The sequence below is a fragment of the Sphingomonas spermidinifaciens genome (genome assembly GCF_002351485.1).
Taxonomy (GTDB): domain Bacteria; phylum Pseudomonadota; class Alphaproteobacteria; order Sphingomonadales; family Sphingomonadaceae; genus Sphingomonas; species Sphingomonas spermidinifaciens.
Map to the genome: position 1 here is coordinate 1,073,812 of NZ_NWMW01000002.1, position 23,583 is coordinate 1,097,394.

General features: G+C 68.5%; 21 protein-coding genes, 1 tRNA gene and 1 pseudogene. 13 read left to right on the forward strand and 10 right to left on the reverse strand.

Annotated elements, in window-relative coordinates:
* Nucleotides 1–34 precede the first annotated feature (34 nt).
* Nucleotides 35–460, forward strand: a complete 426-nt coding sequence (locus COC42_RS15095; protein WP_096344082.1) for a hypothetical protein — start codon at nucleotides 35–37, stop codon at nucleotides 458–460.
* Here COC42_RS15095 and COC42_RS15100 read toward each other — a convergent pair.
* The 7 genes and pseudogenes from COC42_RS15100 to COC42_RS15125 form a co-directional block, all read right to left on the reverse strand.
* Nucleotides 426–502: transfer RNA gene (locus COC42_RS15100), tRNA-Arg, on the reverse strand. The genes COC42_RS15095 and COC42_RS15100 overlap by 35 nt on opposite strands.
* Before the next feature lie 43 nt (nucleotides 503–545).
* The gene (locus tag COC42_RS15105) at nucleotides 546–2,015 is read right to left on the reverse strand and encodes a PepSY-associated TM helix domain-containing protein (RefSeq protein ID WP_096344083.1); all 1,470 of its coding nucleotides are present in this window, start codon (nucleotides 2,013–2,015) and stop codon (nucleotides 546–548) included.
* Between the two features lie 10 nt (nucleotides 2,016–2,025).
* Nucleotides 2,026–2,595 carry a hypothetical protein gene (locus COC42_RS18020; RefSeq protein ID WP_245844268.1) on the reverse strand — a complete coding sequence of 190 codons (570 nt, stop codon included), beginning with the start codon at nucleotides 2,593–2,595 and terminating at the stop codon, nucleotides 2,026–2,028.
* Nucleotides 2,596–2,772: 177 nt separating this feature from the next.
* Nucleotides 2,773–3,330, reverse strand: a pseudogene (locus COC42_RS18025) (SOS response-associated peptidase family protein); the annotation flags it as partial.
* 21 nt (nucleotides 3,331–3,351) lie between these two features.
* Nucleotides 3,352–6,276, reverse strand: a complete 2,925-nt coding sequence (uvrA, locus tag COC42_RS15115; protein ID WP_096344085.1) for an excinuclease ABC subunit UvrA — start codon at nucleotides 6,274–6,276, stop codon at nucleotides 3,352–3,354.
* A 65-nt stretch (nucleotides 6,277–6,341) separates the two neighbouring features.
* Nucleotides 6,342–6,590: a GCN5-related N-acetyltransferase gene (locus tag COC42_RS15120; protein WP_096344086.1), complete on the reverse strand. Its 249-nt coding sequence runs from the start codon at nucleotides 6,588–6,590 to the stop codon at nucleotides 6,342–6,344.
* Between the two features lie 50 nt (nucleotides 6,591–6,640).
* Nucleotides 6,641–7,825 carry an acetyl-CoA C-acyltransferase gene (locus COC42_RS15125; RefSeq protein WP_096344087.1) on the reverse strand — a complete coding sequence of 395 codons (1,185 nt, stop codon included), beginning with the start codon at nucleotides 7,823–7,825 and terminating at the stop codon, nucleotides 6,641–6,643.
* A gap of 94 nt (nucleotides 7,826–7,919) precedes the next feature.
* On the opposite strand from COC42_RS15125, the gene COC42_RS15130 reads away from it, so the two are divergent.
* The 6 genes from COC42_RS15130 (at nucleotide 7,920) to COC42_RS15155 (ending at nucleotide 14,084) form a co-directional block, all read left to right on the forward strand.
* Nucleotides 7,920–8,651 (forward strand): prepilin peptidase, encoded by a 732-nt coding sequence (locus COC42_RS15130; protein WP_096344088.1) that lies wholly within the window; start codon nucleotides 7,920–7,922, stop codon nucleotides 8,649–8,651.
* A 319-nt stretch (nucleotides 8,652–8,970) separates the two neighbouring features.
* A complete protein-coding gene (locus COC42_RS15135) occupies nucleotides 8,971–10,734 on the forward strand; it encodes a M14 family metallopeptidase (protein WP_096344089.1) in 1,764 nt (587 codons plus the stop codon).
* Between the two features lie 274 nt (nucleotides 10,735–11,008).
* Nucleotides 11,009–11,524 carry a 50S ribosomal protein L10 gene (gene rplJ / locus COC42_RS15140; RefSeq protein WP_096344090.1) on the forward strand — a complete coding sequence of 172 codons (516 nt, stop codon included), beginning with the start codon at nucleotides 11,009–11,011 and terminating at the stop codon, nucleotides 11,522–11,524.
* 57 nt (nucleotides 11,525–11,581) lie between these two features.
* Entirely contained in the window at nucleotides 11,582–11,959 is a 378-nt protein-coding gene (gene rplL, locus COC42_RS15145; protein ID WP_096344091.1) for a 50S ribosomal protein L7/L12, read from the forward strand.
* 263 nt (nucleotides 11,960–12,222) lie between these two features.
* Nucleotides 12,223–13,734 (forward strand): L,D-transpeptidase family protein, encoded by a 1,512-nt coding sequence (locus COC42_RS15150; RefSeq protein ID WP_245844195.1) that lies wholly within the window; start codon nucleotides 12,223–12,225, stop codon nucleotides 13,732–13,734.
* A gap of 26 nt (nucleotides 13,735–13,760) precedes the next feature.
* Nucleotides 13,761–14,084, forward strand: a complete 324-nt coding sequence (locus tag COC42_RS15155; RefSeq protein WP_245844198.1) for a hypothetical protein — start codon at nucleotides 13,761–13,763, stop codon at nucleotides 14,082–14,084.
* 113 nt (nucleotides 14,085–14,197) lie between these two features.
* On the opposite strand, the gene COC42_RS15160 is transcribed toward COC42_RS15155, so the two are convergent.
* Nucleotides 14,198–15,169, reverse strand: coding sequence for an alpha/beta hydrolase (locus tag COC42_RS15160; protein ID WP_217991297.1), 972 nt, complete (start codon nucleotides 15,167–15,169; stop codon nucleotides 14,198–14,200).
* A gap of 114 nt (nucleotides 15,170–15,283) precedes the next feature.
* On the opposite strand from COC42_RS15160, the gene COC42_RS15165 reads away from it, so the two are divergent.
* The 3 genes from COC42_RS15165 (at nucleotide 15,284) to COC42_RS15175 (ending at nucleotide 18,606) form a co-directional block, all read left to right on the forward strand.
* A complete protein-coding gene (locus tag COC42_RS15165) occupies nucleotides 15,284–16,489 on the forward strand; it encodes a saccharopine dehydrogenase family protein (protein WP_096344093.1) in 1,206 nt (401 codons plus the stop codon).
* A gap of 84 nt (nucleotides 16,490–16,573) precedes the next feature.
* Nucleotides 16,574–17,746 carry a carboxynorspermidine decarboxylase gene (locus COC42_RS15170; RefSeq protein ID WP_096344252.1) on the forward strand — a complete coding sequence of 391 codons (1,173 nt, stop codon included), beginning with the start codon at nucleotides 16,574–16,576 and terminating at the stop codon, nucleotides 17,744–17,746.
* Nucleotides 17,747–17,865: 119 nt separating this feature from the next.
* On the forward strand, nucleotides 17,866–18,606 hold the full coding sequence (locus tag COC42_RS15175) for a hypothetical protein (protein ID WP_141395860.1): 741 nt from the start codon (nucleotides 17,866–17,868) through the stop codon (nucleotides 18,604–18,606).
* 63 nt (nucleotides 18,607–18,669) lie between these two features.
* Here COC42_RS15175 and COC42_RS15180 read toward each other — a convergent pair whose 3' ends face one another.
* A complete protein-coding gene (locus COC42_RS15180) occupies nucleotides 18,670–19,872 on the reverse strand; it encodes a type III PLP-dependent enzyme (protein WP_096344095.1) in 1,203 nt (400 codons plus the stop codon).
* A gap of 149 nt (nucleotides 19,873–20,021) precedes the next feature.
* On the opposite strand from COC42_RS15180, the gene COC42_RS15185 reads away from it, so the two are divergent.
* Complete coding sequence (locus tag COC42_RS15185; RefSeq protein ID WP_245844200.1) at nucleotides 20,022–21,014, forward strand: threonine ammonia-lyase; 993 nt, start codon at nucleotides 20,022–20,024, stop codon at nucleotides 21,012–21,014.
* Nucleotides 21,014–21,187 carry a hypothetical protein gene (locus COC42_RS17775; RefSeq protein WP_176484707.1) on the forward strand — a complete coding sequence of 58 codons (174 nt, stop codon included), beginning with the start codon at nucleotides 21,014–21,016 and terminating at the stop codon, nucleotides 21,185–21,187. Before COC42_RS15185 ends, COC42_RS17775 begins: the two co-directional genes overlap by 1 nt.
* A gap of 150 nt (nucleotides 21,188–21,337) precedes the next feature.
* Here COC42_RS17775 and COC42_RS15190 read toward each other — a convergent pair whose 3' ends face one another.
* On the reverse strand, nucleotides 21,338–22,738 hold the full coding sequence (locus COC42_RS15190) for an APC family permease (RefSeq protein ID WP_425442860.1): 1,401 nt from the start codon (nucleotides 22,736–22,738) through the stop codon (nucleotides 21,338–21,340).
* A 180-nt stretch (nucleotides 22,739–22,918) separates the two neighbouring features.
* Here COC42_RS15190 and COC42_RS15195 point away from each other — a divergent pair, with 180 nt between their 5' ends.
* Entirely contained in the window at nucleotides 22,919–23,533 is a 615-nt protein-coding gene (locus COC42_RS15195; RefSeq protein ID WP_096344097.1) for a superoxide dismutase, read from the forward strand.
* Nucleotides 23,534–23,583: the final 50 nt, after the last annotated feature.

Consider the following 23,583-nt stretch of genomic DNA (forward strand, 5'->3'; position numbering starts at 1 on the left):
CGGCGGTCGTCGCCCCCGCACGGTTGGCCTGCCGATGGTTGCGCTCCTGATCCTTGCGCTGGCGGCGCAGCCGGTGCCGGCGACCTTCTATAACCGGCCGGGCGCACGGCCCGGTGATGTTGCGATCAGCCTGGAACGTTGCCGGATGATTGTAACGGGCACCACCGCGCTCGGCCCGCCGCTGGGGCCGCCGGTGCTGAACGGCGGCGAGGTTCGCGCGCCCGACGATCTTCGACGCTGCATGCGCGAGCGCGGCTGGCGGCGGTTCGCGCTGACGCGGGCGGCGCGACGCCGCCTCGCGGCGATGCCCCCGGCGCGCCGTGCGGCGAGCATTGCCCGGCTGGAGGGCGCGGTCCGGCCGGCGGGCAGTCGTCCGCTCGATCCGCCGCCAATCCGCCTGCGCGTACCCGCGCTGACCGACGACGTGGCGACCCCGGCAGGGCTCGAACCTGCGACCTAGTGCTTAGAAGGCACTTGCTCTATCCAACTGAGCTACGGGGCCGTCGGGGCAGGGGCTAATCGCCCCATGCGGCGCCCGCAATCCCTTATTCGGCGGGCGCCAGCTCGGCCGGTCGGGTCAGCCGCAACTGGCGGACCGTCGGCCAGAGAAAGCCGGCGCCGCCCGCCACGAGCGCCAGATCGATCAGGTAGAGCGGCCCAATCCCGCTGGTCATGATCGCCAGATGGCCGAGCCCGGCCGCGACCATTGCCGCGCCGAGCGCAAGCCGTAGCCCGCGCGCCCACGCCTCCGCACGCGGCAGCAGGATGCCGGCGCCGATCAGCAGCGCAAGGCCGCTCCAGAACAGCGCCACCATCGGCGCCTCAGCCCCTGTCACCGCTCGAAGCGCAAGCGCGGCGAGCATCAGGAGCGGCGCGCCCCACACGGTCGCCGCCCACATCGCCTCCAGCCGCGGGCTGGCGCGGCCGCGCTGGCGCCGCTTGACCAGCCAGATCGACATGCCCGTGCCGCAGATCACCGTCACCGCCGCGCCCAACAGGACGTAGGCGAGGCGCACCGGCCAGCCGCCGAACGACCCGAAATGCAGATCGTAGGTCGAGGCGGCGAACTGTCGCCCGATCGGCCCGTCGCTCAGCCCCACCTTGTGCGTCGGGTTGCCGGCCGCATCAAAGGCATAGGTTTCACCATAGATCAGCCGCCGCGGATGCTTGGCGAGGATCGTCAGATATTGGCCACGCGTGCCGGGTTCGTGGAGGATGACATAGCTCGGCTCGATCCCCGGATGCGCGGCGGTCAGGTTCGCCATCGCCCGGTCGATGCGGGCGAGCGAGGCCTTGCCCTCGGCATGCGCGGGCTCGCCGCCGAAGATCGGGGCATAGGCCTTCTCGACGTCGCCGCCATACCATTTGGCCGCCATCGCATAGAAGCCGACGCCGCCCAGCCCGATCATCGCGCCGGTGAGCGCCAGCGCAAGGCCGAACGGCAGCGTCCACACCCCCAGCCGGTTATGCCAGTCGGCGAGCGCCAACTGCTTTTGCCCCCGTGCCCGGAGCCGGAAGGCGTCGCGGAAGATGCGCGGGTGGGCGAGCACGCCGCCCAGCGTCAGCGCCGCCATCATCACGCCCAGCGCGCCGACGATCGTCAGGCCGAGCGTGCCGGGGACGTGCAGATAGACGTGGAGGTTGATGAGGAACTCGGTCCAGCCATGCGCCTCCTTGTCGGCGACGGCACCGCTCTCGTCGATATAGACCGCCTGATTGTCGGTCGTGACGACCGCGCGGGGCAGGGCGCCGTTGGGCAGGCGGATGTAGAAATGCTCGGTCGGCTTCTTTCCCGCCTCGCTCGCCAGCACATCGCGCGCGGCGGTCTGCAGCGCCGCGGGGCTGATCGTCGCGGTCTCGGCAACGTTGGGCTGCTCCCAGCGCTGAATCTCCTCGCGCAGCACGACGATCGTGCCCGACAGGCAGATCAGGTAGAGGAGGCCGCCGGCGAGCAGCCCGATCGCGGCATGGCCCGACAGCGCGCGGCGGACGAGGTCGGCGGTGGGAAAGCGCATGTCGTTGTCCTCAGCCGAGCAGCCAGAAGGTCGCGCCGGAAACGGCGCCGATCGCCACAAGCGGCCGCAGCATCGCCGCCGCACGCGCCTCGAGCAGCAGCACCACGCCGAGGATCGACCAGACGAGGGGCGTCACGAACAGCGCAAGCGTGATCGAGTCGGCCTCGACCGCGCCGCCCGCTCGCGCCGCGGCGGCGAAGGCGAGGCCGGCGAGGAGCGAGACGAGCCCGGCGACGGGGACCGCGATCAGGAAGATGGCGACCCGCCGCCCGACATCGCGCCAGTCGCGCGCGTGGAGGTGGACCGAAGGCTCGCTCTCCACGACCCGCGCAGCCCGCGACGGCGCAGCGGACGCGAGCGCTGCCCGCGCGAGAAAGCCGAACGCGACGAGCATGACCGGAAGCGCGCCCAGTGCGATGCCCCAGGCCCCGTCGCGCGCGGCGAGGGCGGCAAGCGCCACCGCGATCGCCGACCATCCGGCGAGCGTGAGACGAACCTGCGCCGGCTCGCGAGCGTCCCAGGCGAGGCGCAGGACGACGGTGCCGGCGGCGGCCAAAAGAAGCAGCGCGGGGGTCAGCATGGTTGATGACGCGGGGAGGGCATGGCCTAGGCTTATGCCCGTCCGCATTGTTGATAGCAAGTCGCAATAGCGGTCAGATCGAGCGAGGCTCGTCTGGCCGACGATCTGTTCCGCAATAAGCGTGCCCGCCGGGGAGGGGGCAATCAGGTCCGTCGCCGGGACGACGCCCTCGATCCAGGCCATCCAGGCATCGCTGGAGAAAAGGACGATTTGCCTTGAATGATACGGTGCGACATCGGGTCCGGGGTTTGAGGTCAGCATCGTAAAGGCCTCACCCACCGTTGCATCCCGTCGCCAGATGCCCGCCACGCAGAAAAAGGCATTGGGCCGATTGCTGCTCGCATAGCGGTTGCGACGACCGTCTGATCCCGCTGCAAGCGCAAATGACCATTTGTCCTTGCGCTTCCGCGAGCCGTCCGCGGCGTCGGTGAACTCGTAAAACGAATCGAGTGGGATCAGGCAGCGCCCCCCATTTCTCGAGTTGTCGAAACGCCGTCCCTCACTTCGAAAGTTGTAGAGCGGTCTTCCGTTCGGCAATGGCCAGCTCCATCGGCGCATGACGAGTTCCGCACCGGTCTCGCCGTGACGAACGATCGCACTGGCATCGGTGATCCGAACGCTACCGGTCGCAGGAAGGTTGGGCACACCCTCCGGAAAGCGAAGCGGGATGCGGCGTTCGGCGAAATCCTTGCGGATCTGACCGATCGCCATGCGCCGAGCCGCTTCGTTGCACATCGGTTCAGTGAGGCCGGTGGGTCATTCAGCCGCCACCGCTTGCCCCCGCCCGCGCTCCAGCAGCGGTGCCAGATACCGACCCGTATAGCTCCGCGGCTCCTTCGCCACGTCCTCCGGCGTGCCCACCGCGACGATCTCGCCACCCTTGACGCCGCCTTCGGGGCCCAGGTCGATGATCCAGTCGGCGGTCTTGATGACGTCGAGATTGTGCTCGATCACCACCACCGTGTTACCCTGGTCGACCAGCGCGTGGAGCACCTCCAGCAGCTTGCGCACGTCCTCGAAGTGGAGGCCCGTCGTCGGCTCGTCGAGGATGTAGAGCGTCTGGCCCGTCGAGCGGCGCGCGAGTTCCTTGGCGAGCTTCACGCGCTGCGCCTCGCCGCCCGACAGCGTCGTCGCCTGCTGCCCGACCTTGACATAGCCGAGGCCGACTTCGGCGAGCATCGCCATGCGCTCGCGGATCGGGGGGACGGCCTTGAAGAACTCGACCGCGTCTTCGACGGTCATGTCGAGCACGTCGGCGATCGACTTGCCCTTGAACTTCACCTCCAGCGTCTCGCGGTTGTAGCGCGCGCCGTGGCAGACGTCGCAGGTGACGTAGACGTCGGGGAGGAAGTGCATCTCGATCTTGAGCACGCCGTCGCCCTGGCACGCCTCGCACCGTCCGCCCTTGACGTTGAAGCTGAACCGGCCGGGCTTGTATCCGCGCGCCTGCGCCTCGGGCAGGCCGGCGAACCAGTCGCGGATCTGGGTGAACGCGCCGGTGTAGGTCGCAGGGTTGGATCGCGGGGTGCGGCCGATCGGCGACTGGTCGATGTCGATGACCTTGTCGCAATGCTCGAGCCCGGTGATCCGATCGTGCTTGCCCGCCAGCACGCGCGCGCCGTTGAGAGTCCGCGCTGCGGCGGCATAGAGCGTGTCGATCGTGAAGCTCGACTTGCCCGACCCTGACACGCCGGTGACGCAGGTGAAGGTGCCGAGCGGGATCGACGCGGTGACGCCGGTCAGGTTGTTGGCGACCGCGTTGTGGACGGTCAGCTTCTTCTTGTTGCCCTTGCGCCGCTTGGCCGGCACCGCGACCTCGCGCACGCCCTTCAGGTAATCGGCGGTGACGCTGCCCTCCGCCGCCAGGATCTCGTCGAGCGTCCCCTTGGCGACGACCTCGCCGCCGTGGACGCCCGCGCCCGGCCCCATGTCGATGACATAGTCGGCGGTGCGGATCGCATCCTCGTCATGCTCGACGACGAGAACGGTGTTGCCGAGGTCGCGCAGCCGCCGGAGGGTCGCCAGCAGCATGTCGTTGTCGCGCTGGTGCAGGCCGATCGAGGGCTCGTCGAGGACGTAGAGCACGCCCGACAGCCCGCTGCCGATCTGAGAGGCGAGGCGGATGCGCTGCGATTCGCCGCCCGACAGCGTGCCCGACGTGCGGTCGAGGTTGAGGTAGTCGAGACCGACATTGTTGAGGAAGCCCAGCCGCTCGTCGATCTCCTTGAGGATCGCGCGCGCGATCTCGCGTTGCTGCGGGGTGAGTTCGTCGGGCAGACGCTTGTACCAGTCGAGCGCATCGAGCACCGACAGCCGCGTCACCGTGCTGATGTCGGTTCCGGCGATCTTCACCGCCAGCGCCTCGGGCTTCAGGCGCGCGCCGCCGCACGTCTCGCAGGGGTGCGCGGCCTGGTATTTGGACAGCTCCTCGCGCATCCACGCGCTTTCGGTCTGGAGCATGCGGCGGTTGAGGTTGCCGATCACCCCCTCGAACGGCTTCTTCACGTCATAGGATTTGCGTCCGTCGACGAAGGTGAGCGTGACTGCCTTGCCCTTGGTGCCCGTGAGGATGATCTCCTGATGCTCGGGACTCAAATCCTTCCAGGGCGTGTCGAGCCCGAAGCCGAACTCGCGCGCGAGGGAGCCGAGCACCTGCATGTAATAGGGGCTGGGCGGGTTCGACTTGGCCCAGGGCACGACCGCGCCCTTCTTGATCGACAGGTCGTGATTGGGAACGACGAGGTCGCGGTCGAACTCGAGTCGTTCGCCCAGCCCGTCGCACGCCGGGCAGGCGCCCTGTGGCGCGTTGAACGAGAAGAGCCGCGGCTCGATCTCGGGAATCGTAAAGCCGGAGACGGGGCAGGCGAACTTCTCGGAAAACACGATGCGATTGGCGGGAATACCCGCGCCCTTCATCGCGCCGGCATCGGTCGCCTCGTTCTCACGCCCCGGCACGACGCCGTCGGTCAGGTCGACATAGGCGAGGCCGTCGGCCAGCTTCAGCGCGGTTTCGAAACTCTCTGCCAGCCGCGTCGCGATATCCTCGCGCACCACGAGGCGATCGACCACCACCTCGATGTCGTGCTTGTACTTCTTGTCGAGGGTCGGCGCTTCCTCGATCAGGTACGTCTCGCCGTCGATGCGGACGCGCTGGAAGCCCGCCTTCTGCCACTCGGCCAGCTCCTTGCGATACTCGCCCTTGCGGCCGCGCACGACGGGGGCGAGGAGGAGCAGGCGTGTGCCCTCCGGCAGGGCGAGCACGCGGTCGACCATCTGGCTGACCGTCTGCGCGGCGATCGGCAGGCCGGTGGCGGGCGAATAGGGGATGCCGACCCGCGCCCAGAGCAGGCGCATATAGTCGTAGATCTCTGTGACGGTCGCCACCGTCGAGCGCGGGTTGCGGCTGGTCGTCTTCTGCTCGATCGAGATCGCCGGCGACAGCCCCTCGATATGGTCGACGTCGGGCTTCTGCATCATCTCGAGGAACTGGCGCGCATAGGCGCTCAGGCTCTCGACATAGCGCCGCTGCCCCTCGGCATAGATGGTGTCGAAGGCGAGGCTGGACTTGCCGCTGCCCGACAGGCCGGTGATGACCGTCAGCGTGTCGCGCGGGATGTCGATATCGACGCCCTTGAGGTTGTGCTCGCGCGCGCCGCGGACGGAAATGTGGGTCAGGGTCATGCGGTCCGTTCTAGCTTCGTTCCGGGGCGGATGCCAGAGCGACAGATAGGTCGCATGCGCGCCGGTTACGAGGGGCGCGCGCGACGCCAGGCGAGCGACCTGCGGTTGAGCTCGGTCAGGTCCATGTCACCCGCCAGCGCTTGTTCGCCGAGTGCGACGGCACGCGCGAGCGCTGCGTCATCGGCATGGGCATAGGCCGGGCGCCGCGCCACGAAGTCGTACCACACGCCGCCGAACGCATTGTCGAGGAGGATGCGCTGGAAGCAGTGATCGGCGCGCACCGGCCAGCCGCGCTCGGCGGCGAGCGACGGCATGACCGTCCGCGTCAGGTCGAGCCAGCGCGCCTCCAGGATCGCGCGTTCGCTCAGAGCAACTCCACCGCCATCGCCGTCGCCTCACCCCCGCCGATGCAGAGCGAGGCGAGGCCGCGCTTCTGGCCGTGGGTTTCGAGCGCCGACAGCAGCGTCGCCAACACCCGCGCGCCCGAGGCGCCGATCGGATGGCCGAGCGCACAGGCGCCGCCATGGACGTTGAGCACCTCGTGCCCGATCGACAGGTCGCGCATCGCGATCATCGCGACGACGGCGAACGCCTCGTTCACCTCGAACAGGTCGACGTCGCCGACTTGCCAACCGGCCTTCTCGAGCGCCTTTTGCATCGCGAACACGGGTGCGGTGGTAAAGCGCGCCGGGGCGTGCGCGTGCGCGGCGGTGGAAACGACGCGGGCGACGGGCGTCAGGCCGAACTTCTCGGCCAGCGACGCGCGCGTCATCACCAGCGCGGCCGCACCGTCGCTGATCGAGCTGGCATTGGCCGCGGTGATCGTGCCGTCCTTCGAGAAGGCGGGCTTGAGCGTCGGGATCTTCGCCACGTCGCCGCGAGCGGGCTGTTCGTCGAGGCGGATCGTCTCGGTGCCCTTGCGGCCCTTCACCTCGACCGGGACGATCTCGCGGTCGAACGCGCCCGACGCCTGCGCCGCTTGCGCGCGCTCGAGGCTGCGGATCGCGAAATCGTCCTGCGCGGCGCGGGTGAACTGATATTCCGCCGCGGTCTCTTCGGCGAAGCTGCCCATCAGCCGGCCGGGCTCATAGGCGTCCTCGAGCCCGTCGAGATACATGTGATCCTTAAGCACGTCATGGCCGATGCGCGCGCCGCCGCGGTGGCGCAGCGACAGGTAGGGCGCGTTGGTCATGCTCTCCATGCCGCCCGCGACGATCCAGTCGGCGCTGCCCGCCGCCAGCGCCTCGGCCGCCATGATCGCCGCCTGCATGCCGGAGCCGCACATCTTGTTGACCGTGGTCGCCTCGACATGGGTGGGCAGGCCGGCGCCGATAGCCGCCTGCCGCGCCGGCGCCTGGCCGAGACCGGCGGGCAGGACGCAGCCCATATAGATGCGCTCGATCGCCTCGCCCTTCAGCCCCGCGCGTTCGACCGCCGCGCCGACCGCTGCGGCGCCGAGCTCGGTCGCGGTGGCGCCGGTCAGCACGCCCTGGAAGCTGCCCATCGGCGTGCGGGCATAGCTGGCGATGACGACGGGATCGGCGGACATGCGGGGCTCTCCTGGTTCTTTGCCCGCGATCTAGGGGCGATCGGTGACGATTGAAACCTTGGCGAGCGCGCGGCGGGGCGGGTAGGGGCGGGCGATGGTCCCGCCGCTCCTCTGGCCCGTGCTGCTCGGCGTGCTGGGCGCAGTGTTCGGCAGCTTCATCGCGGTGATCGCGATCCGTTGGCCGGCGGGAGAGCGGGCGAGGGGACGTTCGCGCTGCGACGCGTGCGGCGAGACGCTGGGGGCGGGCGAGCTGGTGCCGGTGCTGAGCTTCGTCGTGCAACGCGGCCGGTGCCGGCGGTGCGGCGCGCGGATCGGGCGGTCGCACTTCATCATCGAGCTGCTGGGTCTGACGATCGGCGTGGTCGCGGGACTCGTCGCGCCGGGGGTGGAGGGCGTGGCCGGGGCGGTGTTCGGCTGGCTGCTACTTGCGCTGGGCGCGATCGATCTGGCTGCGTTTTGGCTCCCCAACCGGCTGGTCGCGGCCTTGGCGCTGACCGGGCTGGCGAGTGCGCTGACGGCGCCGCCGCCGATTGCCGACCGGCTGATCGGCGGCGCGGCGGGGTTCGGCGTGCTGTGGCTGGTCGCCGCCGCCTATCGCCGGCTGCGCGGGCGGATGGGCCTGGGCGGCGGCGATCCCAAGCTGTTTGGGTCGATCGGGCTCTGGCTTGGCTGGCGCGCGCTGCCGGGCGTGCTGCTCGCGGCGTGTATCATCGGACTGGTGTGCGCTGTTGTCCTGCGGATGCGCGGGGATGCCAAGCTGCCGCTGGGGACGCTGCTGGCGGCGGCGGCGTTTGCGGCATGGTTGGCGGGCGCAACGCTGGGCTGAGCGCGGCCTGTCCTCGCCCTTCGGGGAAGGAGACTCGCTTCTGATTCAAGCAGAAAGCGAGCGCGATCCGGGTTGCTGTCCGTTGGATCGCGCTCGCCTCTTGGCCGCGTTAGGCTCGATAATCTAAACATACGGTGAACCGGCGGCGCGGGGCGGATCGACGAGCGAAAGGGAGTGCAACCCGCCGTCCAGCCACCAAGAGATATCTCAAATAGATCCGTGACTTGCCATCACCCTTTTGGGGCGGGGTGGGTGGCTTGCGGCAATTCGTACCCGGAGAAGCATTCCGGTCGGGATGCACTCTCGCTATGCCCGCGCTATGCGCTCGCTCCTGACCCTCGCCGCCCTCATCGCCATGCCCGCCGCTGCGCAGGATCTGGCGCCGCTGCCGCCCGAAATGCCCTGGCAAGGGGCCAATGAGGCGCTGGTCGCCAAGCCCGGCAGCCGCTGGATCACGCCGGCCGAGGCGGCCAACTTCGACCGTACGCCCGATTACGCCGCGACCCGGGCATTCGCCGAGAAGCTCGTCGCCGCCTCGCCGCTCCTCAAGCTCGAGGTGTTCGGCCGCAGTCCCGAGGGGCGCGACCTTTACTTCATCCGGGCCAGCAAGGGGCCGGGCCGGCCCGTCGTCCTCGCACAGGCGGGCATCCATGCGGGCGAGATCGACGGCAAGGATGCCGGCCTGATGCTCCTTCGCGACATCGCCTTTGGCGGCAAGGCGGCGCTGCTCGACAAGGCCGATCTTGTCCTCGTCCCCATCTTCAACGTCGACGGGCACGAGCGCGCCTCGCGGTACAGCCGGCCCAATCAACGCGGGCCGATAGTGCAGGGATGGCGCACGACCGCGCAGAACCTCAACCTCAACCGCGATTACCTGAAGGCCGACGCGCCAGAGATGCAGGCGATGCTGGGGCTGATCCGCCGGCTCGATCCCGTCCTCTATCTCGACCTGCACGTCACCGACGGCGTCGATTACCAGTATGACATCACCTACGACTTCAACGGGCTGTACGGGCGATATGCGGCGAGCCCGGCGATCGGGCGGTGGCTCGACTCGCGGCTGCGTCCCGCGTTCGATCGCGATCTGACCGCGGCGGGGCATGTGCCCGCGCTCTATATCGACGCGCTCGACAATCGTGCGCTGGGCAAGGGTATCGCGCACAATGCGGATGCCCCGCGCTTCTCGACCGGTTGGGGGGACGTGGCACGGGTGCCCACGGTGCTGCTCGAGACGCACAGCCTCAAAAACTATAGGCGCCGCGTGCTCGGCACCTATGTCTTCATCGAAACGGCGCTGAGGACCGCGGGCGACGAGGCTGCGGCCTTGCGCCGGGCGATCGCCTCCGATCGCGCGGCGCGGCCGACGACGATCGTGACGGCATGGAAGGACGATCCCGCGCCGCTGTTCACGATGGATTTCAAGGGGATCGCGCAGGAGACCTACCGCTCGCCCGCCTCGGGCCGCGAGGAGGTGCGCTGGACCGGGCGGCCCGTTCAATTGAAGGTGCCGGTGATGGGCCAGTCGCCCGCCGCCCGCGTGACGCTGCCGCGCGCCTGGTGGATCCCGGCGAGCGCCACGGCGATCCAGAAGGCAGCGGGGCTCCAGGGCCTGAAGATGGAGGTGATCGACCGCCCGCGCGAGATCGAGCTCGACATGGCGCGCGTGCTCGACCCCAAGCTCGGGGCCGCGAACGAGGGCCATGTGCCGTTGTCCGGCCGCATCGTCCATGAACGCCGCCGCGTGACCATGCCCGCGGGGTCGGTGCGCGTGCCCGCCGACCAGCCGCTCGCGCTCGTCGCGGCGGCGCTGCTCGAGCCCGAGAGCGAGGATGGGGCGGTCGCCTGGAACCTCACCCCCGCGATGCTGATGCGGACCGAATATATCGAGGGATACGCCATCGCTCCGCTCGCCGACGCGATGCTGGCGAAAGACCCCAAGCTCAAGGCCGAATTCGAGGCGAAGCTTGCCGCCGATCCGAAGTTCGCAGGCGACGGTCAGGCGCGGCTTGCATGGTTCTACGAGCGGACGCCCTATTTTGACGATCGCTATCTCCTGTATCCCGTCGGGCGAGAGCTTCGCTGACGGCTTGACTCCAGCCCAGGTTCCGCTAATGGGCCGCGCTTCGCACGGTGGCCATGCTGCCGTGTGTCCGTCCGAGACAGCAGGTGGTGGGGTCTGCCCTCCTTAATGTCCTGCCGAGACGGGGAATGTGTTTCCACCGGTCCGTTCGCGGATCGGGTCGGCCGCCGGGCCAGTGTCCGGCCATGACGAGCATGCCCCTCGGACGAGGGGGTCGGGCAGCCGCCCGGTCCTCGACGTAACCGGACCCTTCGGGGTCCATTGTGAGGAGACCGGCATGGATCGTTCGCAAAAGACCGAAGCCGTTGCCGAGCTGAACCGCACCTTCAACGAGATTGCCGTGGTGGTCGTCACCCGCAACCTGGGGCTGACCGTCGCCCAGTCGACGCAGCTCCGCACGAAGATGCGCGAGGCCGGTGCGAGCTACAAGGTTAGCAAGAACCGCCTTGCCAAGATCGCGCTCGAGGGCACCGACTATGCAGGTATTTCGGACCTGCTGACGGGTCCGACTGCGCTTGCCACTTCGACCGATCCGGTCGCCGCCGCCAAGGTCGCGATCGATTTCGCCAAGACGAACGACAAGCTCGAGATCGTCGGCGGCGCGATGGGCAAGCAGGTGCTCGACGCCGAAGGCATCAAGGCGCTGGCGTCGCTGCCGTCGCTGGACGAACTGCGCGCCAAGCTGATTGGCCTCGTGCAGGCGCCCGCGACCAAGCTCGCGACGATTACCCAGGCACCGGCGGCGCAGATCGCCCGCGTGCTTGGCGCCTATGCGGAAAAGGACGCCGCCTGATCTTCGGGCGGCAACGGACACTGACCACATTCAACCCATTTGAAATTGGAGTTTATCATGGCTGACCTGAACGCGCTCGTTGACCAGCTGAGCGAACTGACCGTCCTCGAGGCCGCCGAGCTCTCGAAGCTGCTCGAAGAGAAGTGGGGCGTTTCGGCCGCGGCCGTTGCCGCTGCCCCCGCCGCCGGCGGCGCCGGTGCGGCTGCTGCCCCGGTCGAGGAGAAGACCGAGTTCGACGTGATCCTGACCGGCGACGGCGGCAAGAAGATCAACGTCATTAAGGAAGTCCGCGCGATCACCAACCTCGGCCTGACCGAGGCGAAGGCCCTGGTCGAGGGCGCGCCCAAGGCCGTCAAGGAAGGCGTGTCGAAGGACGAGGCCGAGAAGATCAAGAAGCAGCTCGAGGAAGCCGGCGCGACCGTCGAGGTCAAGTAATCTCGAACGGCTCGCCCGCATCCCCTGGATGCGTCGAGACAGGGAAGGGGCGGTCCGGCGACGGGCCGCCCTTTTCTGTTCGGACCTCGCTCGGGAGACCGCTTCTATTCCCCACCGGTTGCTCGCGGCGTCCGCTCAACCTTCAAGAGTTCAACCTGCAAGAAATGCACCGTCCGCGCCGGCTTCACCTTTGCGAGGGACGGTCGGGGTCGCTATGTGGAGCGGGATAGGCGCGCGTATCGGCGCCGATGCGAGGCGGGTTGATGGCTGGCAAGACGATGATGCGGTTCGGGATGGGTCTGGGGTCGGCGGTGCTGCTGGCCGGCGGCGCGCAGGCGCAGCAGTCGTTGCTGCCGCCCGACATCGTGCCCGAGACGCAGAGCGCGCCCGTCGCACCGGCCCCGCGCGTGCAGGCGCCGGTGGTACCGACGCCCCCCGTTATCGCGCCGCGTCCGCTGCCCAAGCTGTCGGGCGAGCAGGCAGCGCTGCTCGCGCAGCTGCTGGGCAAGGACATCAACGAGCAGGGACTGCGCTTCTCGGGCAAGGCGCCGCCCGCGCCCGCCGACAATGACGCGCTCGTCCGCGCCGCGCTCGACCATGCCAAGGCGGTGCGCGCCGGGCGGCTCAACACCGCCGATTTCCAGGCCGACTGGGCGCTCCGTCCGCAGCCCTATGATCCCTATCCCTCGTTCATGCAGGCGGTGCAGGCCGATCGCCTCGGCCAGTGGTTTGCCGAGCTCCCGCCGCCATGGGCGGGCTATGAGGGGCTGCGCAAGGGGCTGACCGCCTATCGCCGCATCGCCGCCGCGGGTGGATGGAAGACGATCCCCGCCGGCCCGGACATGGGCCTGGGCGCGAAGGGTGCGCGGGTCGCGGCACTGCGCCAGCGTCTGGCGGTCGAGGACAGCACGGTTTCCACCGCCGGCGACACCTATGACGAGGGACTTCGCGCCGCGGTCCAGCGCGCCCAGCGCCGCTACGGCCTCAACCCCACCGGCATCGTCTCGACCGGGACCATGGCGGCGCTCAACGTTCCCGTCGCGACGCGCGTGCGCCAGATCATGGCGAACATGGAGCGCTGGCGCTGGCTACCGAGCGAGCTGCCCAAGGATCGCATCCAGGTGAACATCGCCGCCGCCGTGATGACGGTGTTCGAGGGCGACCAGCCGGTCATGTCGATGAAGGCGGTGACGGGGAAGCCCGGCGGCGGCGAAACGCCGATGCTGTCGTCGAGCATCCATTCGGTGGTGCTCAACCCGCCGTGGAACGTGCCCGCGGGCATCGCGAAGCGCGAGCTCTTTCCCAAGGGCATGGGCTATCTCAAGGCCAACGGCTTTCGCGTGATCGGCGAGGGCGACAGCGCCCGGCTCCAGCAGGCATCGGGCGACACCAGCGCGCTTGGCCGGTTCAAGTTCGATTTCGACAATCCCTTCGCGGTCTATCTGCACGATACGCCGGCCAAGGGCGGCTTCTCGCGCTTCGACCGGCTGGCGAGCCATGGCTGCATCCGCCTCGAAAAGCCCAATGCGCTCGCCAAGCGGCTGCTGCGCGACGTGCCCGAATGGACGCCCGAGGCAATCGACGAGCAGGTCACGACGACGACCAAGACGGTGCGCGCGCGGCTCAATACGCCGGTCGCGGTCTACCTTCTTTATTGGACCGCGTTCGCCAGCGGCAACGGCCAGATCAACTTCCGCGACGATCCCTATGGCTGGGATGCCAAGCTTGCCGACAAGATCGAGAACCGCTCGGCCGTGCAGGTCGCGAGCCGTTGATCCCATCTGACTGGAGACTGTTTCCGATGCGCTTCCCGTTCCGCCCGGCCCTGATGCTCCTGCCGCTCGCGCTTGCGGCGTGTTCGGGCGAGCCCGAGGTGCCCGCGCCCGAAGGCCCCGACGCCAACCTGACCGAGGCGCTGCCGACCCCGGAGCCGCTGCCGACCGCGACGCCCGAGCCGCTGCCGACGCCGTCGCCGACCCCGACCTTCGAGCCCGCCCCCGCGCCCGAGGTCGAGGCCGACCAGCAGATGCAGGACGACGCCGAGGCGACGGGCATGACCGCCCGCATCAACCGCGATGACGCGCCGGCGGAAGAGCCCGCACCCGTGCCGGCGGAGGAGCAGTAAGCGCCGACAAGAAGCGGAACCCCGGATCAGGTCCGGGGCGGGCTGGCAAGAACGCTGTCGCTTATACAATACGCGCCATCCCGGCCTTGAGCCGGGATGGCGCGTCTTTCTTTTCACCCTCCGCTCGCCATCCGTGCCGCCCAGGTCGCATAGAGCGCGCCCCAGCCGTGTGCCGGGTGCTGCGGGTCGAGCGCCATGCCGAAGCCGTGGCCGCCCTTGTCGTAGAAATGCGCCGCTACCGGCACGCCCGCCGCGCGTGCCGCTGAAATCATCGCGGTGCTCATCTCGAGCGGCACGATCGGATCGTCGGCGGCGTGGAGGAGGAAGAGCGGCGGCGTCCCGGCATCGACGCGGCGTACTGTGTCGTAGCGTGCCGCTGCCTCGTTCATGACCGACGGGCCGAGCAGGTTGGCACGCGAGCGGCTGGGTGAGCCGGTTTCCGCCAGTGTCGTCACCGGATAGACGAGCCCGGAGAAATCGGGCCGTGCGTATCCGCGATCGATCGCGTCCACCGGCTCGTAGGTCGGATCATTGTAAGCGGTCGAGAGCGACCCCGCGAGATGCCCGCCGGCCGAGAAGCCGAGGATGCCGAGCTTCTTCGGGGCGATCCCGAATTCGCTCGCCCGCGCCCGGATGATCCGCATCGCGCGCTGCGCATCCTGGAGCGGCACGTCGGCCCGGTTCGCCCAGCCCTCGCCCGGGAGGCGATAGACGAGTGCGAAGACCGTGAACCCGAGCGGATTGAGCACCTTGGCGACATTGTGCCCCTCGTTCTCGACCGACACGAACTGATAGCCGCCACCGGGGATTGAAAGGATGCCGATGCCGTTGGGATTGGCGGGGCGATAGACCGACAGCGTCGGCCTGGCGATCCCGCGCAGCCACAGCTCGCGCCCGCCGGGACCGTAGCGGACGGGGGTGGGGAGCGTCGCGGGCGTCCCGGGCGCCTTGCCCGGCCACAGGTCGAACGTCTCGCGCGGTGGCCAGGGCAGGTCGCTCGGCCGATCGTCGCCAGTCTGCGCCCGCGCGGTTCCCGCTGCGACCAGCCCAGCGGCGGTCATGCCCAGCATCGTGCGTCGGTCCATCGTCATCCCCTCACTCTTGTCATCGCCGCTTCATACTGAAGCGCGAGGCTTTGCATCCGGTGGCCGGGTCCCATATGGGACCGCCATTCCCTTACTCGCGCGAAAGGCGACGATGTGAAAGACGTTCTGGTGATCGGTGCGGGCGGCGTGTCGTCGGTCGCGGTGCACAAGATGGCGAAGAATCCCGAGCTGTTCGGCAAGGTGACGCTCGCCAGCCGCCGCAAGTTCAAGTGCGACGCGATCGCCCAGTCGGTGAAGGAGCGCTTCGGCGCGACGATCGACACCGCCGAGGTCGATGCCGACGACGTCGATGCGACCGCGCGCCTGATCGACCAGGTGAAGCCGAAGCTGCTCGTCAACCTCGCGCTCCCCTATCAGGACCTCAATCTGATGGAGGCGTGCCTGAAGACCGGCGTCGATTACCTCGATACCGCCAATTACGAGCCGCGCGACCAGGCGAAGTTCGAATATGGCTGGCAATGGGCGTATCAGGACCGCTTCAAGCAGGCCGGCCTGATGGCGCTGCTCGGCTCTGGCTTTGATCCCGGCGTGACCAGCGTGTTCGCGACGTACATCAAGAAGCACCTGCTCGACACGATCGAGACGCTCGACATTCTCGACTGCAACGGCGGCGATCATGGCCAGCACTTCGCGACCAACTTCAATCCGGAGATCAACATCCGCGAAGTGACCGCGCCCGCGCGCCACTGGGAGAATGGCGGCTGGGTCGAGACGCCCGCGCTCTCCGAGCGTCAGGTATTCATCTTCGACCAGGTTGGCGCGAAGAACATGTACCTGATGTACCACGAGGAACTGGAAAGCCTCGTCAAGCACATCCCCGAGATCAAGCGCGCCCGCTTCTGGATGACCTTCGGCGAGCAGTATCTGACGCACCTGCGCGTGCTCCAGAACGTCGGCATGACCTCGATCGAGCCGGTGATGTACGAGGGGCGCGAGATCATCCCGCTCCAGTTCCTGAAGGCGGTGCTCCCCGAGCCCGCGACGCTGGGCGAGACGACCAAGGGCAAGACCAATATCGGCGACATCGCGACGGGGACCAAGGACGGGGCCGAGAAGACCGTCTATGTCTATAACGTCTGCGACCATGAGGACGCCTATGCCGAGACGGGCAACCAGGCGGTGAGCTATACCACCGGCGTGCCCGCGATGATCGGCGCGGCGCTGATGCTGAATGGCCATTGGCGCGGGGAGGGCGTGTTCAACATGGAACAGTTCGATCCCGATCCCTTCATGGACATGCTCAACCAGCACGGCCTGCCCTGGCAGGTCAAGGAACTGCCCGAGCCGCTGCGGTTCTGATCCATTGCCAGTGAAGCCCCCCGGCGCGGTTCGCCGGGGGCCAGGAGCGCCATGAAACCCGACGATACCCGCGCCGCTTCGCCGATGACGACCAAGTCGGGCGGGGCAGGCGCCTTTGCCCGCTTCGACCTCAGCCGCGTGCCGAGCCCGTGCTTCGTCGTCGACAAGGCGGCGATCGAGCGCAACCTCGCCATACTCGCCGACGTGCGCGACCGCGCCGGCGTGAAGGTACTGCTGGCGCTGAAGGCCTTTTCGATGTGGTCGCTCGGCGATCTGGTGGGCAAGTATCTCGACGGCACCGCCACTTCGGGCCTGTGGGAAGCGCGGCTGGCGGCCGAGCATTACACTGGCGAGATCGCGACCTTCTGCGCGGGCTACAAGGCGAGCGACATGGTGGAGGTCGCCACGCTGTCCGACCACATCATCTTCAACTCGCCCGGCCAGCATCGGCGCTTTGCCGACCTGCTGGCGGCGGCGCGGCATGGCGGCGCCTCCTTCGACGTGGGCCTGCGCCTCAACCCGATGCATGCCGAGGGCGAAGTCGCGAAGTACGACCCGGCGCAGCCGCACTCGCGCCTCGGCCACCCCGCCGACCAGCTGACCGCCGCCGATCTGGAGGGCGTCACCGGCCTCCATTTCCACTCGCTGTGCGAACAGGACTTCCCGCCGCTCCGCCGCACCTGGGAAGCGCTGCGCCCGCGGATCGAGCCGTTCCTCGGCCAGCTTCAGTGGCTGAACTTCGGCGGCGGGCACCATGTCACGCGCGCGGATTATCAGCGTGACGATCTCGTCGAGTTCCTGAAGGCGGTGAGGGCCGACACCGGCCTCGAAGTATATCTCGAACCCGGCGAGGCGATCGCGTTCGACGCCGGCATCCTCGTCGGTGAGGTGCTCGACGTGCTCGATAACGGCATGCCCGTCGCCATCGTCGACATCTCAGCCACCTGCCACATGCCCGACGTGATCGAGGCGCCCTATCGCCCGGCGATGCTGGGTGAGGTCGAGGGCGGCGTTCCCGTCCGCCTCGGCGGCCCCTCCTGCCTCGCCGGCGACATCATCGGCGACTATCGCTTCGCCGAGCGGCCGGCGCCAGGCACGCGCATCGCCTTCCTCGACCAGGCGCATTATTCGATGGTCAAGACCACCACGTTCAACGGCGTCCCGCTCCCCGCCATCGCCCTCTGGGACTCGCGCGACGACTGCCTGGAAATGGTGCGTGAGTTCGGCTGGGAGACGTTCCGGGACCGTTTGTCCTGACGTAAGGGATAGCGAGGCATCGCGTTTCACGGCCGCCCCGGGACATGAGCGACCGTCGAATACCGCGTGTCGAGGCGCTGCGTCGGCTTCGTGCGAAACGGAGCGCGTCGATCATCGGCATGATCGTCACGTTCGCCATGCTGGTGGCGCTCTGCGGCATGCTGGCGTTCGTCCTCACGCGGGGCGAGGCCGTCGCCTGGGTCCGGCTTCCGGACGGTTCGTGGTGGGCGATACCGCGGTGGTACGCGCAGATCGGCGCTGCCATCCTTCTTCTGCCGGTGATCGGGCTCCTCGTGTGGCGACTCGGCTTCGGGCTCTACCTGTTCTCGATTGCCGCCAGCCCCTCCTCGATAGACCACTCGCTGGAACAGGGTGAGACGATCCGGTGGGAGGGGCGGCAGGGCATCCATGCCTTCGGTCTGATGCACTGGGTCGGCATCGGCGTGACCGCGCTTGTCGCGTCACTGTGCCTGTACTTCCTCTGGCGCTCGTGGACCGAACCTGATCATGTCGCCGAGAGTGTGCTGGGTACCTCCGTCGTGCTCTTTCTCGGCGGCTTTTCTGCCATCGGCGTGATCGTGACGCATGGCGGCGATGTGTTGCGGATGGCGCGCGATCGAATGGCGGTGACCGATCGCCGGATCATCTGGTTCGATCGCAAGGGCCGGATATCACGTGAGCTATTGGCAATCGATCTGATCGGAGCAGGGTTCGTCGAGGGCGACGACCACCGCGGCTGGGTGATGGTGACGACACGGCGGGGTCGCCGTGTCCGCGAGATCGACCTGTTTGGCGTGCCGCGACCGCACGAGGCCGTCACGGCGATCGAAGCGATGATGCGTGACCATCGGCAGGCCTGACGACACAAATAGGGCGGCGGAAGCGTGATGCCTCCGCCGCCCTTTGCTTGTCGGTGATCGCGATCAACCGCGGCGGGCGCCCAGCCGTACCACGTTGCCGCTGTCGGCTTCGTCCTCCAGCCCCGCATACAGCGTCGCCATCGGCTCGTCGGTCACCTCGATCGTCTCGTCGGTGCCGAAGCCGTTGAAGGCGGTCCGCATCGCCGAGCCATAGGCGCCGAGCATGCCAACCTCGATATAGTCGCCCGTATCGACGTCGGCGGGCAGATCGAACGGTCCCGCCATATGGTCGAGGTCGTCACAGGTCGGCCCATAGAAGCTGAACCCGACGTCCTTCGCCCGGCTGTCATGCTCGCGCAGCAACGTCACCGGGAAACGCCAGGCGACATGCGCGGCATCGAACAGCGCGCCATAGGCGCCGTCGTTGATGTACAGCTCGTCGCCGCGACGCTTCTCGACGCGCACGATCAGCGAGCTGTACTCGGCGCACAGCGCGCGGCCGGGCTCCGCCCAGAGCTCGGCCGAATAGCTGATCGGCAGGCTCTCGAACGCGCGGTGGATCGTCTCGAAATAGCGCTCGAGCGGCGGGGGCTCCATGCCGGGATAAGCCGAGGGAAAGCCGCCGCCCACGTCGATGACGTCGACCGTCACCGCCGCCTCGACGATCGCCATGCGCACGCGCTCCATCGCCTGGCCATAGGCGTCGGGCGACATCGCCTGGCTGCCGACATGGAAGCAGATGCCGAGCGTGTCCGCCGCCTGACGCGCGGCGAAGAGGAGCGCCTTGGTCTCGCCCGGGCCGGCGCCGAACTTCGACGCGAGGCTGAGCTTCGACAGCTCCGACGAGACGCGGATGCGCACGCAAAGGGTCAGGTCGTCGGCACCCTTGGTGGCGCGGACGATCTTCTCGAGCTCCTCGATCGTGTCGAGCGAGAAGGTGCGCACGCCGTGCGTGAAATACGCCTCGGCAATTGCTTCCTCGGCCTTGACCGGGTGCATGAAGCAGAGCGTCGCCTCGGGCAGGGTGCGTGCGACGAGGCGCACTTCGCCGATCGAGGCCACGTCGTAATGCGTGACGCCGTTGTCCCAGAGGATCTGGAGCAGGTCGGGCGACGGATTCGCCTTCACGGCATAGAGCGTCCGGCCCGGGAACTTCTCGACGAAGAACCGAGCCGCACGAGCCGCAGCGTGCGGCCGAACCAGCGTTACCGGCTGAACCGGTCGAAGGGTACGAGCTACCCCCAGCGCGCGATGATGCTTGGCCAATTCAAGGGACCTCCAATTGCCTTTCGGCATACGGTGAAAAAAGCTGCCTTGCGGTTGGAAGTCCCATGGGGCAGCGGAGGGCGCACATAGGGTCCATGCCCCGGGGTGTAAAGCGATTCTGCGGGGTTTTTTGCGGTCGGAGACGATTTGTGACGTTTTTGAGACAACCGACCCGCGCGGGGGTGCGCGACGCCGCGGCAAAGGTCGCCGCGGTGGTACCGCCGACCCCGTTGCTCACCGCCGAGCTGCACGGCCAGACGCTTGCCTTCAAGGCGGAATGTCTTCAGCCGATCGGGGCGTTCAAGCTGCGCGGCGCCTGGCACCGGCTGACCGCCATCGCGCCGGAGGATCGGGCGAAGGGCGTCGTCGCCTTCTCTTCGGGCAATCATGCGCAGGGGGTCGCATGGGCCGCGCGGCGGCTGGGCATGCCGGCGGTGATCGTGATGCCGCACGACGCGCCGCGGGTGAAGCGCGAGGCGACGCTGGCGATGGGCGCGGAGGTCGTCGGCTATGACCGGCTGACCGAGGCGCGCGAAAAGATCGCCGCCCACCTCGCCCATGCGCGCGGCGCGGTGCTGGTGCCGAGCTATGACGACCCCTGGATCATCGAGGGACAGGGAAGTGCCGGGATCGAGGCGGCGCGGCAGGCCGAGGCGCAGGGTTTCGGCGCCATCTCGCGCGTGGTGAGCCCTTGCGGCGGCGGCGGGTTGGCAGCGGGCCTCGCGCTCGCGCTGCCCGAAGCGGCGATCGTCACCGCCGAGCCCGCGGGGTGGGACGACATGGCGCGCAGCCTCGAGGCGGGCTGGATCGAACCCGTCGGGCCGGATGCGCCGCCCACCGCCTGCGACGCGCTCCAGACGCTGCGCGTGAGCGAACGGACGTTCGAGGTGCTTGCACGCCGCGACGCGCACGGCGTGGCGGTGAGCGAGGCCGAGATACGAGAGGCACAGCGCTGGGCGGCGGCGAAGCTGCGGCTGGTGGTGGAGCCTGGCGGTGCGGTGGCGCTCGCCGCGCTCCTCACGCGCAGGGTCGAGCCGCAGCCGGGCACGCTCGTCCTGCTGTCAGGCGGCAATACCGATCCGGACGCCTATGCGCGCGTGCTGGCGGGCGAAGGCGCGTTCGCCGCGGCGGAGCCCGCCTGATGCCGGCCCCCTCCGCCACCGCCTCGACGCTGCTCGGCATCGCGATGCTGGGGGTCTTCGCGCTGCTGATCGGCGCGGTCCTGCTCTGGCGGCGCGGCGAGCGGCAGAAGCCGGTACTGATGGCGCTGGCGGCACTGGTGACGCTGGGGAACGTGCTGATCTGGACGGTTTAGGGGCGCAACCCCTCTTCCGTTTATCCTGAGTAGCGACTGGGTAGTCCGGCCATGGCCGGCGTATCGAAGGCGCGTAACGGAACTTCGATACGCGCCTGGCGGAGCTGCTCAGTCTCCGCTCGGCACGGACGGGGAAGGAGAGGGCGACGCCTACCCCACCCGCAGCCGGCTGTTGCGCCGGCCGTATGCCAGATAGATCGCAAGCCCGATCACCGTCGCGATGGCGAACCGCCCCTGCGTCGTCGCGGGCAGGCTGGCGAAGAGATAGAGGCAGCCGAGGATCGCGAGCGTCCCCACCAGCGTCGGGGCGGGGCAGCGGAACAGCCGCGGCGCGTCGGGCGCGGTGCGGCGCAGGACCATCATGCACACCGCCACCGCGATGAACGCGACGAGCGTGCCGGCATTGGCGAGCTCGGCGAGCTCGTCGATCGGGAAGAAGCCGGCGATCGCCGCGCTGACCAGGCCCGACAGGAGCGTGATCCGCACCGGCGCGCCGCGGTCGCTGAGCTTCGCCAGCCCCTGCGGCAGCAGCCCGTCGCGTGCCATCGCCAGGAACACGCGGCTCTGGCCGTACATGAAGACGAGGATGACCGAGGGGAGCGCGACCACCGCGGCGAGCGCGATCCCCTGCGCTGCCGTGACCTGGCCCACCGAACGCAGGACCAGCGCCAGCGGCTCGGGCGAGTTGGCAAGGTCGCGGAACGGCATCGCCCCGACCGCGGCGAGCGCGATCACCATGTAGATGCTGGTGCAGGCGATCATCGACCCGACGATGCCGATCTTGAGGTCGCGGGTCGGGTTCTTCGCTTCCTCGGCCGAGGTCGCGACAGTGTCGAAGCCGTAAAAGGCGAAGAAGACGATCGCGGCGGCCGCCATCACCCCCTTGCTTTGCCCGTCGATGGTCTGCGAGCCGAAGCCATAGGGCATGAAGGGCGTCAGATTGTCGGCGTCGAACGCGGGTAGCGCGAAGACGACGAAGATGGTGAGCGCGACGAGCTTGATCGCGACGAGGACGATGTTGAGCGTCGCACTTTCGCGCGTGCCGGCGATAAGCAGGCCCATGACGGCGAGCGCGACGAGGACGGCGGGCAGGTTGAGGAGGCCGCCGGCGTGGGGGCCACTCAACAGCGCTGTCGGTAACTCGAGCCCCGCCGATTGCAGCCACCCCACCAGATAGCCCGACCATCCAACCGCCACGGTCGAACAGACCAGCGAATATTCGATGATCAGCGCCCAGCCGACGATCCAGGCGAACGTCTCGCCGATCGCGGCATAGGTGAAGGTATAGGCACTGCCCGCGGCGGGAATCATCGTCGCGAGCTCGGCATAGGCGAGGGCGGCGCAGGCGCAGACCGCACCCGCGATCGCGAAGGCGAGGATGACGGCCGGTCCCGCACGCTCCGCCCCCACGCCCGTCAGCGTGTAGATGCCGGTCCCGACGATCGCGCCGACGCCGAGCGCGATCAGGTGCGGCCAGCCCAGCGTCTTGCGCAGGCCCCCGCCCGGCGGTGCCGCGGCCTCCAGCCCCTTGCGCGGTCCCAGCATCGACATCGGTGAACCCCCCTCGACGGTATCGTTGGCAACCTCCCTTCCACGCCCGGCGCGGCGGATCAACCGGGGCTGGTGGAGTTCGTCCGCGGCACGGTTGCGAAACGATTGGCGCGGACCCATTGAGGGGGCACGGCGTTCTCTCGCCGACCCTGATTTACAACCCCCCAGGAGGGATCATCCATGGCCTTCGAACTGCCGCCGCTGCCCTATGCCTATGACGCGCTGGAGCCGACCATCGACAAGGAGACGATGACGTTCCACCACGACAAGCATCACGCGGCCTATACCGCCAAGCTGAACGAAGGCGTCGAGAAGGACGGGCTGGAAGGCAAGTCGATCGAGGAGATCCTCGCCAGCATCTCGTCGGCCTCGACGCTCGTGCGCAACAATGGCGGCGGCTACTGGAACCACGACTTCTTCTGGAAGACGATGGGCGCGGCGGACGAGCGCGGCGCGCCCTCGGCCGAGCTGCAGGCGGCGATCGACCGCGACTTCGGCGGGCTCGACAAGCTGAAGGAAGAATTCAACACCAAGGGCGCGGGCCAGTTCGGCTCGGGCTGGGCGTGGCTCATCGTCGATGGCGAGGGCAAGCTCAAGGTGACCTCGACCCCCAACCAGGACAACCCGCTGATGGACGTGGTTGAGGTCAAGGGCACGCCGCTCCTGGGCAACGACGTGTGGGAGCACGCCTATTACCTGACCTACAAGAACGACCGTCCCGGCTACCTCAAGGCGTGGTGGGACGTGGTGAACTGGAATACGGTGTCCCAGCGCTTCGCCGACGCGACCGCCTGATACAAGTGGGGGCGGCACCAAGGCGGTGCCGCCCCCTTCTACGCTACGGG